Below are 14081 nucleotides of genomic sequence, written 5' to 3' on the forward strand. Positions count from 1 at the left end.
GGGTGGGGTGGGCCATGGAACCAATAGCGGGCGTAAGGTACAAAGATTCTGGATCGGCCAGGCCCGGCCTAAGTTCCTTCAAGCTGCCGTTCTTGCGGTCTTCTCCTGTCTTCTTCCGCCGTCGGGCGCATCATCGCTTTCCATGGCCCGTGTCCCTCATCCGGTTCTGCCGGCTCTGCCGTCCCTGCGCAGCCTCCACTGGTCCACCGGCCTGGTGCTGTGGACCTATGCGGCGCTGCACCTGTCCAATCACGCCCTGGGCCTGGTCTCGCTGGCCACGGCCGAGGCCGTGCGCGAGCTGGTCCACGGCGTGTGGCGATCACTGCCCGGCAGCCTGCTGCTCTACGGCGCGCTGGCCGTGCACATGGGGCTGGCGCTGCAGGCGCTGGCGCGGCGGCGCAGCCTGCGCATGCCGGCGCTGGAGGCCGTGCGGCTGCTGCTGGGGCTGGGCCTGCCGCTGCTGCTGGCCCTGCACGTGCCGGCCACGCGGCTGGCACAGGAGGCCTGGGGCGTGGACCCCTCGTATGCGCGCATCGTGCGTTCTTCCTGGAATCCGTCCAGCATGGCCATCCAGCTGCTGCTGATGACGGCCGCCTGGACCCATGGCTGCATGGGCCTGCACATGGCCCTGCGTGCGCGCGGCTGGTGGCGGCGGTGGCAGCCGCTGCTGCTCACGGCCGCCGTGCTGCTGCCCGTGCTGGCGGCGCTGGGCATCGTCTCCATGGCGCGCGAGATCGCGGCGGCCGGCCTGCCAGCGCCGGCCGGCCCCTCGCCCGAGGCATCGCAGTGGCTGCGCGCGCTGACGGCCGGGCTGCGCCAGGGCTGGCTGGCCTGCCTGGCCGCGCTGCTGGCCGGCCCCTGGCTGTGGCGGCGCATGCGTCTGCGCGGCGCCCGCCAGGTGCTGCTGCACTATCCGGGCCGCACCGTGCAGGTGGCCCAGGGCATGAGCGTGCTCGAAGCCAGCCGCGAGCATGGCATTGCCCATTTGTCGCTGTGCGGCGGCAGGGCGCGTTGCTCCACCTGCCGGGTGCGCGTGTCCGGCCCGGCGGCCCACCTGCCTGCGCCGGGGCGGGACGAGCGCCTCACGCTGGAGCGCGTGGGCGCGCCGCAGGACGTGCGGCTGGCCTGCCAGTTGCGGCCCACGGGCGATGTGCAGGTGGCGCCGCTGTTCCGCTCGCCGGCAGCCGCCCAGGCCGGGCGGGGTGACGGGCAGCGCGAGGTCCGCGAAGTGCGCGCGGTGGCCATCCTGTTCGTGGACCTGCGCCGCTGGTCGGGCCTTGCCGAGCGGCAATGGCCCGTGGACCTGTCCTGGGTGCTGGACCAGTATTTCGAGCGCGTGGGCCAGGCCGTGCACGACAGCGGCGGCATGGCCAACCAGTTCATCGGCGACAGCGTGATGGCCATCTTCGGCCTGGATACCGACCTGGACACGGCCTGCCGCCAGGCCGTGCAGGCCAGCGCCCTCATCGACCGGCGCATGCAGGAATGGAGCCACACCTTCGAGGCGCAGTTCGGCCAGCCGGTGGATTTCGGCATGGGCCTGCATGCGGGGCGCGCCGCCGTGGGGCGCGTGGGTTTCGAGCACACCACCACCTTCACGGCCGTGGGCGAGGTGGTCAACACGGCCAGCCGCCTGCAGGAATACACCAAGAGCGCCCAGGCGCGGCTGGTGCTGTCGCTGGAGGTGGCGCGCCGCGCGGGCGTGGCCGATGGCCTGGGCGAAGTCCGGCAGGTGCAGGTGCGCGGGCGCTCCGAGCCCTTGCCGGCCCTGCATGTGGCGCGGCCCGGCCTGCAGTGGCCGTGAGCGTGGATGGTGGGCGTGGACGGTGAGCGCGGGAACCGGAGAGTTTGCGCAAAGCTGTGCGTTTAGGCACTGACGTGCAGGCGGGCGAAGACGAGACTGCAGCCATGCAGAACGCAATCACGCGCTGCAGGATTTGACAAAGGATTCGCCATGAAGCACGCAAAGACCCTCTTCGCCATCGTTTCCCTTTCCGCCGCCCTTTCCTCCGCCTTGTGGTCGGGCATGGCCTCGGCCGCACCGGCCGCCACGGTATCTGCAGAAACCTGGTTCGGCGCCGAGCCCGTCGCCTCCGGCCCCGCGCTGTCGCGGGCCGAGGTTCAGGCCGACCTGGCCCTGTGGAACCGCGCCGGCCTCAACGTCTACCGCGAGTCCGACGTGAACCACTGGGATGCCGACTACCAGCAGCGCCTGGCCCAGTACCAGCGCATGCGCAGCGGCCCCGAGTACCTGGCCGAAGTGCAGCGCCTGGGTGGCTCGGTGAAGGCGGCCGAAGGCCAGGGTTCCGGCCGTGTCCCGGGCTGATGCGATGACGCGCGCCGCCACGCATCGCGCTGCCCACGCCGCAGCATCGCCCTGGGCCGACTTCGCACCGCTGCTGGCCCGGGTGCTGCTGAGCCTGCTGTTCATCTACAGCGGCATCGGCAAGCTGATGGGGCCGGAGGGCACCATGGCCTATATCGCCAAGGCGGGCCTGCCGCTGCCCATGCTGTCGTATGCCATGGCGCTGGTGGTGGAGCTGGGCGTGGCCACGGCCCTGCTGCTGGGCTGGCGTACCCGCGAGGCCGCGGCCGTGATGGCCGTGTTCAGCGTCATGTCGGCGCTGATGTTCCACAACCAGTTCGGCGACAAGGGCCAGCTGGTGCAGTTCCTGAAGAACCTGGCGATCGCCGGGGGATTTGTGCAACTGATGCTGGCGCCCGTGGCGCGCTGGAGCCTGGACGCGCGGCGTTGAATGCGAGCCAGTGTTGTGCGCTGAACACCGCCAATGAAACCGGCGCTGCCCAAAGCCGGGGACACCGAGGAAGGGCAGCCCCGCACCGAGGGTGTCGTCCCCCTCCCGCGTAGCGAGAGAGGGGGAAGGCGCGAAGCGCCTCAGGGGGTGTCTATTGTTTTCACACTTTGATGCCCTTTTCAGCCAGGCGTCGGGCGTAGGCGGCCAGGATCAGCCGCTCCGAATGCACAAGGTAGTCATTGAGCGCGGCAGCGGCCTCGGCGGGCTTGCCGTCCTCGAATTGCTGCAGGATGCGCGCATTCATGTCCACATAGGGGGCATGCAGGAAGTGCGGGTCTCGCAGCAGGCCGAAGGCCAGCCGCAGCTCGGCCAGCAGGTGCTCGAACATGGTGTCCAGGCGCTCGCTGTCGGCCAGCTGCACCACGGCCTTGTGGAAACTCATGTTGGCCGTGCCCACGCCCGACCAGTCCTGGGCCTCGCGGTGGCGCTGTGCCGCCTCCACGGCTTCGCGCATCAGGCTGCGAGCCGGGTGCATGGGATAGGCCTGGGCCAGCGCCTGGCACTCCACCATGCGGCGCACGCGGTAGATGTCGATGATGGAGGCGATGCTGGGCGCCGCCACCGACACGCCCTTGTTGGGCTCGTGCACCAGCAGCCCCTCCTTGGTCAGCAGCCGGAAGGCCTCGCGCAGCGTGTTGCGCGAGATCTGCAGGCTTTCGCTGAGTGAGGCCTCCGACAGCTTTTGCCCGGGCTCCCAGGCACCATCGATGAGTTTGCTGCGCAGCTGCTCGGTCACGCGGTCGGTCAGGTTGAGGATATCGGTGCTGCGGGTCATGGTGATGGGGGATGCAAGGGTCGATGGGCAGTGTAGCCAGGGCCGGCACTCCTGCCGGCCTCGCGTGGTGCTCAGTTGTCGTGATGCAGCCGCGTGAAGGTCTGCAGGGTGCTGTCCACGGCCTCGTCGTCAATGTGGCGGTGCGTGACCAGGCGCAGCAGGCCTGCGCTGCCCGTGCGCACCAGCACGCCGGCTTCGGCCAGGCGTGCCTCCCAAAGGCGCGCATCGGCCGCGCTGGTGCCTACGCGCACCTGCACGATGTTGGTCTGCGGCAGTTCGGCCGCGCACCATGCCGGGTGGATGGCGCGCAGGCCCTGGTGCAGGCGGCGGGCGCGTGCGTGGTCCTCGGCCAGGCGATCGACCATGTGCTCCAGCGCCACCAGGCCCGCCGCCGCGATCACGCCGGCCTGGCGCATGGTGCCGCCCAGCATGCGCCGTATGCCGCGCGCCCGCGTGATGAAGTCGGCCGGGCCCATGAGCACCGAGCCCACCGGAGCCGACAAGCCCTTGGACAGGCAGACGGTGACCGAGTCCGTGTGCGCGGCGATCTCGTGGCAGGACAGGCCCAGTGCCACGGCGGCATTGAACAGGCGCGCGCCATCGGTATGCACGGGCACGCCATGGCGGGCGGCCAGGGCATGCAGGGCTGCCAGCGACTCGGGCGCCGCCACGCTGCCGCCCCGTGCGTTGTGGGTGTTCTCCACGGCCACGAGGGCGCTGGGGCAGCGCGCGGATGCCGAGGTGTCCAGCGCCGCCTCCAGCGCGGGCAGGGCGATCAGGCCACCGTCGCCGGGCAGGCTGCGGTAGTGCATGCCGGTCAGGCCCGCGGCTGCGCGCTCGGCGTTCAGCAGATGGCTGCCGGCCTCGGCCAGCACCTCGCCGGGCATGCGGCCATGGGCGAGCACGGCCACGAGGTTGCCCATGGTGCCGCTGGCCACGAACAGGCCTGCGGCCTTGCCAAAGCGCTGTGCCGCCGTCTCTTCCAGCGCACGCACCGTCGGGTCGCCGTCCAGGCCGTCGTCGCCCAGCGGGGCGCAGGCCATGGCTTCGAGCATCTGCGGCGTGGGGCGCGTGACGGTGTCGCTGCGCAGGTCAACGGCGTCGTGGTGATGGTGCAGGGAGGGCATTCAGTCCGCCTTGATGTTGCGTTCCTTGATGACGCGGGCCCAGCGTGCGGCGTCGGTCTCCATCTGGGCGCCGAACTCCGCTGGAGTGCGGGGCGTCAGTTCCAGCCCCAGGGACTGCAGCTTGGCCTGGAGCGCGGGCGTGGCCATGGCGCGGGCCACGGCATCGTGCAGCGCGGTCTGTATGCCGGGGGGCAACCGGGCAGGCGCCAGCAGGCCGAACCAGTGCAGCACGGTGAGGCCGCGCACGCCGCTTTCGGCCATCGTGGGCACCTGGGGCAGGGCCGGCGAGCGCTGGGCACCGGTGGTGGCCAGGGCGCGCAGCGCGCCGCTTTTGATATGGGGGATCACGGTGGGGGCCGAGGAGAACATGCTCTCGGTATGGCCGGCCACCACGTCGGCGACGGCCTGGCCCGAGCCCTTGTAGGGAATGTGGGTGATGAAGGTGTCCGTCTGCTGCTTGAACAGCTCGCCTGCCAGATGCGTGGCCGTGCCCGTGCCGCCCGAGGCGAAGTTGATCTGGCCGGGCCGTGCCCGGGCCATCGCAATGTATTCCTTCACGCTCTGCGCCTTGAGCTTGGGGTTGACGGCCAGCACCAGCGGCGAGGAGCCGATCAGGGCCACGGGCGTGAAGTCTTTGAGCGCGTCGTACGGTGTCTTGTAGAGACTGGGCGTGATGGTGTGCGGCATGTCGGCCAGGAGCAGCGTGTAGCCGTCGGGCGCGGCGCGTGCCACCAGCTCGGCGCCCAGCATGGCCGAGGCGCCTGGCTTGTTGTCCACGACCACGGGCTGGCCCAGTTCGCGCGACAGCTCCGTGCCCAGCGCGCGGGCGATGTTGTCCGAGCCGCCTCCGGCCGTGTAGGGCACGACGATGCGCACGGGCTGCGCAGGCCATTTCTGCGCCAGGGCAAGGCCGGGCAGGGCAGCCGCTGCCAGGATGAGCAGGCGGCGCTGCAGGCCCCGGTGCGAAGCGGGATGTGCAGCAGCGTGCAAGGTGGGGTGCGGAAGTGGGTGACGTTCGGCAGGCATGGCGAAGGCTCCTTGGTGCAGCGACAGGAAGAAACGATGGGCCGATCCGCCAGCGGCCTGGCCCGCAAGCCACCCGCCTTCATCAACCGATGAAGCGCCCCGCATTGCCCAGCACGCCCAGGTCGATGAAGCTGGAGCCGACATGGGGCGTCTGGCCGCTGTAGTCGATGACGAAGCCGCCCATGTCCCAGTTGCGGATGCCGGCCAGCGCCGAGCGCAGCTTGGCCTGGCTGGGGTCGCGGCCTGCGCGTTCCAGGCCCTCGGCCAGAACGCGTGTGTTCACATAGGCTTCCAGCGTGCCCAGCGAGAACTCCTGCTGTCCGTGGGCGCGCATGGCGGCCTGGTAGTCGCGCACCACCTGCAGCTTGGCCTGGTGCGGCGCGGGAACGACCATGGTCAGGGCAATGCCCCGGGCGTCCTCGCCCAGCGGCTTGAGGCTGTCGTTGGGCAGGGTCACGCTCAGGCCGGTGAGCAGCACGCCGGGCGCGCTCTTGCGCAGGCCGCGCACCAGATCGACCGACACCGTGCCAGCCGTGGCCAGCAGCACGGCCGAGGGGTGGGCCGCGTCCACTTTGTTCAACACATCGGCCAGATTCTTGCCATCGGTGGCGATGGCCGCCTGCACGGCGGGGGCCATCTTCTCGGCCTCCAGGGCGCGCGTGGCGTCCTCCAGCATTTCGCGGCCGTAGGCGTTGTCCAGGTAGACGATGCCAATGCCCTTGAGCCCCATGCCCGCAAGGCGCTGGACCAGGCGGCGGACCTCGGTGGTGTAGCTGGCGCGCACATGGAAGACGTTGCGCGATCCCTTGCGCAGCGACGAGGCGCCCGTGAACGGCGCCACATAGGGAACGCCGGCTTCCTCGATCAGCGGGATGACGGCGGCGTTGTTGGGCGTGCCCACGCAGGACAGCAGGGCAAAGGCCGTGCCCTTGGAGAGCATCTGCCGCACGTTGTCGGCCGAGCGCTGGGGCACGTAGCCGTCATCAACCATCTGCAACTGCAGCGTGCGGCCCTGGATGCCGCCACGTGCGTTGATCTGCGCCATGGCCGCTTCCGTACCCAGCTTGATGTCGGAGCCGAACCCGGCCAGCGGGCCGCTCATGGCGGCCGAGCAGCCGATGGTGATGGTCTTGGCGGACAGGCCTGCCTCATCGGCGAAGGCATTGCGCACGAAAGCCGGCGCCAGCGCGGGAACCGCTGCGATGGCTGCAGCACGGGGAAGCAGGGAAACAAGTTGACGGCGTTGCATGGATTCAGAGCTCGGACAAAAGGGATGGGAGCAGGAAGGTGCCATTCACGCCGACTGCCACGCGTGCGCCGCAGGCCGGGAGGGCGGCCCATTGTAGGAGGCGGCCTCGTCACAGGCGATACCGGGGCAGGGGCATTGTTGTGTTCATGCCTTCTATGGATGTTCAATATCCGATAGTTTTTGGCATTTGAAAACCCCGTGCGTGCTCAATCCCTAGGCAACGATATGCGGGTTTGTACTATCAGCATGCGCTGATTGTCTTATTCACAATTCGTTTCTGTAAGACAAATTCTTTGTTTTGTTGAACAAAACCAGGTTGGCAGCGCACTCCACGCCACCGGGTTGGGCCTGCGGGGCGGCTTGACGGCCGCACCGCACCGCGGGGTGTGAAGGGGGAATCAACATGCTGACTGACGTCAATCTCTGGCCGCTTATCGGAGTGGCCATCATCGTTGCGGGCTTCGTGCTGCGCTTCAATCCCATGCTGGTCGTGATCGTCACGGCCATCGGCACGGCACTGGCGGCGGGCTTCCCCGTCGACAAGGTGCTGGCCACCATTGGCACGGGCTTCATCAAGACGCGCAACCTGCCGCTGATCATCCTGCTGCCGCTGGCCGTGATCGGCCTGCTGGAGCGCCATGGCCTGCGCCAGCACGCGCAGAACTGGATCAGCTCCATCAAGTCGGCCACCGCAGGCCGCCTGCTCATCGTCTACCTGGCCGCACGCCAGCTGACGGCCGCCGTGGGCCTGACCAGCCTGGGCGGGCATCCGCAGATGGTGCGCCCGCTGCTGGCGCCCATGGCCGAAGGTGCGACCCAGTCGCGCTTCGGCATCCTGCCCGCCAAGGTGCGCGACAAGCTGCGCGCCTACTCGGCCGCCACGGACAACGTGGGCCTGTTCTTCGGCGAGGACATCTTCGTGGCCTTCGGCGCCATCGTGCTGATGACCACCTTCCTGAAGGAAGCCGGCATCGAGGTCGAGCCCATCCACGTCGCGCTGTGGGGCATTCCCACGGCCATCTGCGCCTTCGTGATCCATGCCTGGCGCCTGCGCCGCCTGGACCGCATGCTGGAGCGCGAACTGGCCCAGTACAAGGCCGGTGTCGAAGCCGACGCAGCCAACGCCAACGCCACCCAAGCCAAGGGAGCCTGAAATGACGCTGACCATCCAACACCTGTACTACCTGGTCGGCTTCGTCCTGGCCGTCACGGCCGTGATGACGCTGCGCGATGCCAGCAACCCCAAGCGCTGGTCCAGCGGCCTGTTCTGGGCGCTGTATGCAGCCGTCTTCCTGGTGGGCAATGAACTGCCGCCCGTGGTCGTGGGCGTGATCGCCGTGGCCATGGCCCTGATCGCCGGTTTTGGCGGCGTGGGCAGCGGCCGCCATGCGCCGCGCAGCGATGCCGAATACCTGGCCAGCGCCAAGCGCCTGGGCAACAAGCTGTTCGCACCGGCCCTGGCGATTCCTCTGATCACCATGGTGGGCACGCTCAGCGCCTCGCACCTGGTCTTCGGCGGCACGCCCCTGCTGGACCCCAAGGCCACCACGCTGGTGAGCCTGGGCGTGGGCTGCGTGCTGGCGCTGGGCCTGGCCTGCTGGCTGACCCGCGAGACGCCCGCCCAGGGCATGCGCGAATCGCGCCGCCTGACCGATGCGCTGGGCTGGGCCCTGGTCCTGCCCCAGATGCTGGGCATGCTGGGCCTGGTGTTCTCGGACGCCGGCGTGGGCAAGGCCGTGGCCTATGTGACCACCACCTATATCAACATGGACATCCGCTTCGTGGCCGTGGCCGTCTACGTGCTGGGCATGGCGCTGTTCACCGTGGTCATGGGCAACGGCTTCGCGGCCTTCCCGGTGATGACGGGCGGCGTGGGCGTGCCCATTCTGGTCGGCGTCTACCATGGCGACCCGGCCGTGATGGCGGCCATCGGCATGCTCTCGGGCTACTGCGGCACCCTGCTGACGCCCATGGCGGCCAACTTCAACCTGGTGCCCGCCGCGCTGCTGGAGATCGACAAGAATGCCGTGATCCGCGCCCAGGTGCCCACGGCCCTGGCCCTGCTGACCGCCAATGTCTTCCTGCTGTACTTCCTGATGTTCCGTTAAAGGACGGACTGTTGCCATGACCGATTCCACTTCCCCGCGCATCCTGGTGACCGGCTTCGAGCCGTTCGAGCAGGACCCTGTCAATCCCTCGTGGGAAGTGGCGCGTGCCCTGCATGGCGAGACCGTGGCCGGCGCCACTGTCCACGGCCTGCAGCTGCGCTGCGTGTTCGGCGAGTCGCTGCGCCAGTTGCAGGAGGCACTGGCACAACTGCAGCCGGTGCTGGTCATCAGCCTGGGCCTGGCCGGCGGCCGCAGCGAGTTCACGCCCGAGCGCGTGGCCATCAATATCGACGACGCCCGCATTCCCGACCATGCGGCGCGCCAGCCCGTGGACCAGGTGGTGATCCCGGGCGCGCCCGCCGCGTACTTTTCCACGCTGCCCATCAAGGCCGTGGTGCACAACCTGCGCGCGCGCGGCATTCCGTCTTCCGTGTCCAACACGGCGGGCACCTTTGTCTGCAACCACGTGTTTTTCGCGCTCATGCACTGGCTGGCCCAGGGCAAGGCGGCGCCGGGCGCGCGTGGCGGCTTCATCCACGTGCCGGCCCTGCCCGAGCAGGCAGCGCGCAAGCCGGGCATGCCCAGCATGTGCCTGGCCGACCAGGTGGCTGCCGTGCGCGAGACCATTCGCACGGCCCTGACCGTGACCCAGGATCTGAAGGAAAACGCCGGCCAGCTGCACTGAGAGCCTGTGCACCGAGTCCGGCGAGGAGAGAACGATGAAAATTGACCTGAACAGTGATCTTGGCGAGAGCCTGGGCGGATGGCGCATGGGCGACGACGCCGCCATGCTCGACATCGTCAGCAGCGCCAACGTGGCCTGCGGATTCCATGCCGGCGACCCGGCAGGCATCCTGGAGACGCTCAAGGCCGCCCGCGAGCGCGGCGCCATGGTGGGCGCCCATGTGTCCTATCCCGACCTCGTCGGCTTCGGCCGGCGCAACATGGATGTGGCCAGCGCCGACCTGGTGGCCGGCGTCATCTACCAGATCGGTGCGCTGCAGGGCCTGGCCCGCGTGGCCGGCACCGAGGTGCGCTACGTCAAGCCGCACGGCGCGCTCTACAACACCATCGCCCACGACAGGCGCCAGGCCACCGATGTGATCACCGCCATGCGCGCCATCGACCCCAGCCTGGTGCTGGTGGCGCTGGCCGGCTCGCCGCTGATCGACTGGGCGCGCGATGCGGGCCTGACCGTGGTGGCCGAGGCCTTTGCCGACCGCGGCTACACGCCCGAGGGCACCCTGGTCTCGCGCCGCGATCCGGGCGCCGTGCTGCACGATGTGGACCGGATCGCCGCGCGCATGCTGTCCCTGGTGCGCGACGGCGTGGTCGAGGCCGTCGATGGCAGCCTGGTGCGCATTGCCGCCGACTCCATCTGCGTGCACGGCGACAGCCCCGGTGCCGTGGCCATTGCACGACACCTGCGCGAACGTTTCGAGCAGGAGGGCGTGCGCATTTCCTCCTTCGTGGGCTGAGGGCACACCATGCGTTTTCTACCCGTCAACCGGCAGGCCCTGATGGTGGAGCTGGCCGATCTGGATGAAACCCTGGCCCTGCTGGGCTCGCTGCAGCGCGAGCCCATCGATGGCGTGCAGGAGCTGGTGCCGGCCGCGCGCACCGTGCTCGTGCAGTTCGCTCCCGCCAGGCTGGGCGTGGCCGAGCTGGTGCGCCGCATTGCCGCGCGCGACCTGGGCCAGCGGGCCGAGCGCAGCAATGTGCTGGTCGAGATTCCCGTGCACTACGACGGCGAGGACCTGGCCGACGTGGCGCAGCTGCTGGGCATCACGCCCGAGGAAGTCGTGCGCCGCCACACGGGCAGCGAGTACGCCGTGGCCTTCACGGGCTTCGCGCCCGGCTTTGCCTACCTCAGCGGGGGCGATCCGATCTTCAACGTGCCGCGCCGCACCACGCCGCGCACGCGCGTGCCGGCCGGCTCCGTGGCGCTGGGCGGCACGTTCAGCGCCGTCTATCCCCAGGCCAGCCCGGGCGGCTGGCAACTGATAGGCCGCACCTCGGCCCGCATGTGGGACCTGGCGCGCGAGCTGCCTGCGCTGCTGCAGCCCGGCTACCGCGTGCGCTTTGTCGATGCGGCCGGCATGGCCCAGGTGGATGAGGCGCCCGCGCCCGCCGTGGCGCAGGCCGCGCCGCATGAAGGCAACGCGCTGCGCGTCAAGGCCACGGGCCTGATGACGCTGTTCCAGGACCGGGGCCGCCTGGGCCAGGCCGGGCAGGGCGTCTCGGCCTCGGGCGCCATGGACCAGGCAGCCTTCAAGGCTGCCAACCGCCTGGTCGGCAATGCCAGCGACCTGGCCGTGCTGGAGACCGTGGGCGGTGGCCTGTCGCTGCAAAGCCAGGGCGAGACCGTGGTCGCCATCACGGGCGCCGATGCGCCCCTGACCGTGACCACCGGGTCCGGCCAGCGCTGGAGCGTGCCGCGCTACCAGGCCGTGGCCCTGGCCGATGGCGACCAGTTGACCGTGGGTCAGCCCGTGGCCGGCGCGCGCTGCTATGTGGCGGTGCGCGGCGGCTTTGCCGTCACGCCCGTGCTGGGCAGCGCCTGCACCGACACCCTGGCGAATGTCGGCCCTGCCGCCCTGGCCGTGGGCCAGGTCCTGCCCGTTCGGCCTGCGGACCGCAAGGCCGTGGCCGCACCCGAGCTGCCGCCCGAATCCCTGCCCACCACCGGGCAGGACGTGGTGCTGGACGTGGAGCTGGGCCCGCGCACCGACTGGTTCACGCCCGAGGCCGTGGCCCTGCTGGCCGCGCAGCGCTGGCAGGTCACGCCGCAGTCCAACCGCGTGGGCCTGCGCGTGGCGGGCGAGCAGCCCCTGGCGCGCGCCGTGGCCGGCGAGCTGCCCAGCGAAGGCACGCCGCTGGGCGCCATCCAGGTGCCCCCCAGCGGCCAGCCCGTGCTGTTCCTGGCCGACCATCCGCTGACGGGCGGCTACCCCGTCATCGGCTGCGTGGCGCCGCACCACCTGGATCTGGCCGGCCAGATTCCCGTGGGCGCCTGGATCCGCTTCAACCCCATTCGCGCCTTCGAGGAATACACCCCCGGCGCGCAAGGCTCCAAGAACTGAACGCGGGGAGCGCCCGGTGGCGCCTGCCCGCAACTGAAAGAAGCTGATCATGAAAAAAGTCCTGATTGCCAACCGTGGCGAGATCGCCGTCCGCATCGCCCGCGCCTGCGCCGACTACGGCGTGAAATCCGTGGCCGTCTACGCCGATGCCGATATCGACGCCCTGCACGTGCGCATGGCCGACGAGGCCTATGGCCTGGACGGCGAGCGCCCGGCCGACACCTACCTGAACATCGCCAAGCTCATCGCCATCGCGCACAAGAGCGGCGCCGACGCCGTGCACCCCGGCTACGGCTTCCTGTCCGAAAGCGAAGCCTTTGCGCGCGCCGTGCTGGATGCGGGCCTGCGCTGGATCGGCCCCACGCCCGAGACCATCGCCAAGCTGGGCGACAAGGTCGAGGCGCGCAAGATCGCCCTGCAGGTCGGCGCTCCCCTGGTGGCCGGCACGCCCGACCCCGTCAAGGATGCCGGCGAAGTGCTGGCCTTTGCCCAGCAGCACGGCCTGCCCATCATCATCAAAGCCGCCTTCGGCGGCGGCGGGCGCGGCATGAAGATCGCGTGGCGCATGGACGAGGTGGAGGAGCTCTTTCACTCGGCCGTGCGCGAGGCCGTCACCGCCTTCGGCCGCGGCGAATGCTTTGTCGAGCAATTCCTGGACCGCCCCCGCCACATCGAGGCCCAGGTGCTGGCCGACACCCATGGCAACGTGGTCGTGCTGGGCACGCGCGACTGCTCGCTGCAGCGGCGCAACCAGAAGCTGGTGGAAGAAGCCCCGGCGCCCTTCCTCAGCGACGAGCAGCGCGCCCGCATCCACAGCTCCGCACGCGACATCTGCGCGGCGGCCGGCTACGTCAGCGCGGGCACGGTGGAATTCCTGTTGAGCCAGACGGGCGCCATCTCCTTCCTCGAAGTCAACACGCGCCTGCAGGTCGAGCACCCCGTGACCGAGCAGACCACGGGCGTGGACCTGGTGATCGAGCAGCTGCGCGTGGCCGACGGCCTGCCCCTGTCCATCACCGAAACCCCGGCGCCGCTGGGCCACTCCATCGAATTCCGCATCAACGCCGAAGACGTGGGCCGGGGCTTCCTGCCCACGCCCGGCCCCGTGGTGCGGTTCGACCCGCCCTCGGGCCCCGGCGTGCGCCTGGACACGGGCGTGCAGACCGGCTCGGTCGTGCCCGGCAGCTTCGACTCGCTGATGGCCAAGCTCATCGTCAGCGGCGCCACGCGTGAACAGGCCCTGGCCCGTGCACGCCGCGCGCTGGCCGAGTTCCGCATCGAAGGTCTGTCCTCCGTCCTGCCCTTCCACCGCGCCGTCATCGGCCATGCCGACTTCGTGGGCAACGACGGCTTCAAGGTCCACACGCGCTGGATCGAATCCGACTTCGCCGAACCCCTGGCCGCCGCCGTGCGCGCCGAGCCGCTGCCCGACTCCAGCCTGGTGCGCTGCGCGGTCGAGATCGACGGGCGACGGGTGTCGCTGGGCCTGCCTGCGGTGCTGCTGCAGGGGCTGGCATCGGCTGGCGGCGGTGTGGCTGCCGCGCCGGCTGCCGAATCTGCCGTGGACCCCGCTGCCGTCACCTCGCCCATTGCAGGCAATCTGCATGCGTGGAAGGTGGCCGATGGCGACACCGTTCAGGAGGGCGATGTGATTGCCGTCATGGAGGCCATGAAAATGGAGATGCAGGTGACTGCGCATCGCAGTGGGGTGGTGGCTTTGGTGGCTGAGGCGGGGAAGGCGCAGGTGCTGGGGGCTGTGATTGCTCGGATTGGCTGATTTCTGGTTGACCTGTTTTGATTGTGTTGTGCCTCTGGGGGCAGAGGCCGGGTCTCGGCCCGGCGGCCGACCCGCTTTCTTGTCGCGCGACAAGAAAGCGGGGCAAAGAAGCGCGCCCCG

At 69.8% G+C, this 14081-nt stretch carries 13 protein-coding genes; 9 read left to right on the forward strand and 4 right to left on the reverse strand.

Annotation, left to right across the window (positions count from 1 at the left end; all coding sequences use genetic code 11):
- The first annotated feature begins 142 nt into the window (after positions 1-142).
- The 3 genes from BW39_RS28395 (at position 143) to BW39_RS28405 (ending at position 2756) form a co-directional block, all read left to right on the forward strand.
- Positions 143-1804, forward strand: coding sequence for an adenylate/guanylate cyclase domain-containing protein (locus tag BW39_RS28395; protein ID WP_043825607.1), 1662 nt, complete (start codon positions 143-145; stop codon positions 1802-1804).
- A 150-nt stretch (positions 1805-1954) separates the two neighbouring features.
- Positions 1955-2326, forward strand: coding sequence for a DUF4148 domain-containing protein (locus BW39_RS28400; RefSeq protein WP_043825608.1), 372 nt, complete (start codon positions 1955-1957; stop codon positions 2324-2326).
- Positions 2313-2756 (forward strand): DoxX family protein, encoded by a 444-nt coding sequence (locus BW39_RS28405; RefSeq protein WP_227468487.1) that lies wholly within the window; start codon positions 2313-2315, stop codon positions 2754-2756. The genes BW39_RS28400 and BW39_RS28405 overlap by 14 nt, the downstream gene beginning before the upstream one ends.
- A gap of 160 nt (positions 2757-2916) precedes the next feature.
- On the opposite strand, the gene BW39_RS28410 is transcribed toward BW39_RS28405, so the two are convergent.
- The 4 genes from BW39_RS28410 to BW39_RS28425 form a co-directional block, all read right to left on the reverse strand.
- Complete coding sequence (locus BW39_RS28410) at positions 2917-3591, reverse strand: GntR family transcriptional regulator (RefSeq protein ID WP_012207532.1); 675 nt, start codon at positions 3589-3591, stop codon at positions 2917-2919.
- 71 nt (positions 3592-3662) lie between these two features.
- Positions 3663-4718, reverse strand: coding sequence for a threonine aldolase family protein (locus tag BW39_RS28415; protein WP_043825610.1), 1056 nt, complete (start codon positions 4716-4718; stop codon positions 3663-3665).
- Positions 4719-5744 (reverse strand): tripartite tricarboxylate transporter substrate binding protein, encoded by a 1026-nt coding sequence (locus BW39_RS28420; RefSeq protein ID WP_043825618.1) that lies wholly within the window; start codon positions 5742-5744, stop codon positions 4719-4721. It abuts the gene before it with no gap.
- A gap of 82 nt (positions 5745-5826) precedes the next feature.
- Positions 5827-6993 (reverse strand): ABC transporter substrate-binding protein, encoded by a 1167-nt coding sequence (locus BW39_RS28425; protein WP_043825611.1) that lies wholly within the window; start codon positions 6991-6993, stop codon positions 5827-5829.
- 403 nt (positions 6994-7396) lie between these two features.
- On the opposite strand from BW39_RS28425, the gene BW39_RS28430 reads away from it, so the two are divergent.
- Genes BW39_RS28430 through BW39_RS28455 form a run of 6 tightly spaced genes read left to right on the forward strand, consistent with a single transcriptional unit; the run spans position 7397 to position 13961 of the window.
- Positions 7397-8146, forward strand: a complete 750-nt coding sequence (locus BW39_RS28430) for a DUF969 domain-containing protein (RefSeq protein ID WP_012207528.1) — start codon at positions 7397-7399, stop codon at positions 8144-8146.
- 1 nt (position 8147) lies between these two features.
- The gene (locus BW39_RS28435) at positions 8148-9101 is read left to right on the forward strand and encodes a DUF979 domain-containing protein (protein WP_043825613.1); all 954 of its coding nucleotides are present in this window, start codon (positions 8148-8150) and stop codon (positions 9099-9101) included.
- A gap of 16 nt (positions 9102-9117) precedes the next feature.
- On the forward strand, positions 9118-9786 hold the full coding sequence (gene pcp / locus BW39_RS28440) for a pyroglutamyl-peptidase I (protein ID WP_013800620.1): 669 nt from the start codon (positions 9118-9120) through the stop codon (positions 9784-9786).
- A 34-nt stretch (positions 9787-9820) separates the two neighbouring features.
- A complete protein-coding gene (locus BW39_RS28445; RefSeq protein ID WP_043825614.1) occupies positions 9821-10579 on the forward strand; it encodes a LamB/YcsF family protein in 759 nt (252 codons plus the stop codon).
- Positions 10580-10588: 9 nt separating this feature from the next.
- The gene (locus BW39_RS28450) at positions 10589-12184 is read left to right on the forward strand and encodes an urea amidolyase family protein (RefSeq protein WP_043825616.1); all 1596 of its coding nucleotides are present in this window, start codon (positions 10589-10591) and stop codon (positions 12182-12184) included.
- A 49-nt stretch (positions 12185-12233) separates the two neighbouring features.
- Complete coding sequence (locus BW39_RS28455) at positions 12234-13961, forward strand: acetyl/propionyl/methylcrotonyl-CoA carboxylase subunit alpha (protein WP_043825617.1); 1728 nt, start codon at positions 12234-12236, stop codon at positions 13959-13961.
- Positions 13962-14081 lie beyond the last annotated feature (120 nt).

The organism is Delftia sp. RIT313, assembly GCF_000632165.1.
In the GTDB taxonomy this organism is placed as follows: Bacteria; Pseudomonadota; Gammaproteobacteria; order Burkholderiales; family Burkholderiaceae_C; genus Comamonas; species Comamonas acidovorans.

What these genes read in the sequence shown, in the direction of transcription:
- BW39_RS28395 (WP_043825607.1), top strand. Translation starts at nt 143, where the DNA reads ATGGCCCGTGTCCCTCATCCGGTTCTGCCGGCTCTGCCGTCCCTGCGC.
- BW39_RS28400 (WP_043825608.1), top strand. Translation starts at nt 1,955, where the DNA reads ATGAAGCACGCAAAGACCCTCTTCGCCATCGTTTCCCTTTCCGCCGCC.
- BW39_RS28410 (WP_012207532.1), bottom strand. Translation starts at nt 3,591, where the DNA reads ATGACCCGCAGCACCGATATCCTCAACCTGACCGACCGCGTGACCGAG.
- BW39_RS28415 (WP_043825610.1), bottom strand. Translation starts at nt 4,718, where the DNA reads ATGCCCTCCCTGCACCATCACCACGACGCCGTTGACCTGCGCAGCGAC.
- BW39_RS28420 (WP_043825618.1), bottom strand. Translation starts at nt 5,744, where the DNA reads ATGCCTGCCGAACGTCACCCACTTCCGCACCCCACCTTGCACGCTGCT.
- BW39_RS28425 (WP_043825611.1), bottom strand. Translation starts at nt 6,993, where the DNA reads ATGCAACGCCGTCAACTTGTTTCCCTGCTTCCCCGTGCTGCAGCCATC.
- BW39_RS28430 (WP_012207528.1), top strand. Translation starts at nt 7,397, where the DNA reads ATGCTGACTGACGTCAATCTCTGGCCGCTTATCGGAGTGGCCATCATC.
- BW39_RS28435 (WP_043825613.1), top strand. Translation starts at nt 8,148, where the DNA reads ATGACGCTGACCATCCAACACCTGTACTACCTGGTCGGCTTCGTCCTG.
- pcp (WP_013800620.1), top strand. Translation starts at nt 9,118, where the DNA reads ATGACCGATTCCACTTCCCCGCGCATCCTGGTGACCGGCTTCGAGCCG.
- BW39_RS28445 (WP_043825614.1), top strand. Translation starts at nt 9,821, where the DNA reads ATGAAAATTGACCTGAACAGTGATCTTGGCGAGAGCCTGGGCGGATGG.
- BW39_RS28450 (WP_043825616.1), top strand. Translation starts at nt 10,589, where the DNA reads ATGCGTTTTCTACCCGTCAACCGGCAGGCCCTGATGGTGGAGCTGGCC.
- BW39_RS28455 (WP_043825617.1), top strand. Translation starts at nt 12,234, where the DNA reads ATGAAAAAAGTCCTGATTGCCAACCGTGGCGAGATCGCCGTCCGCATC.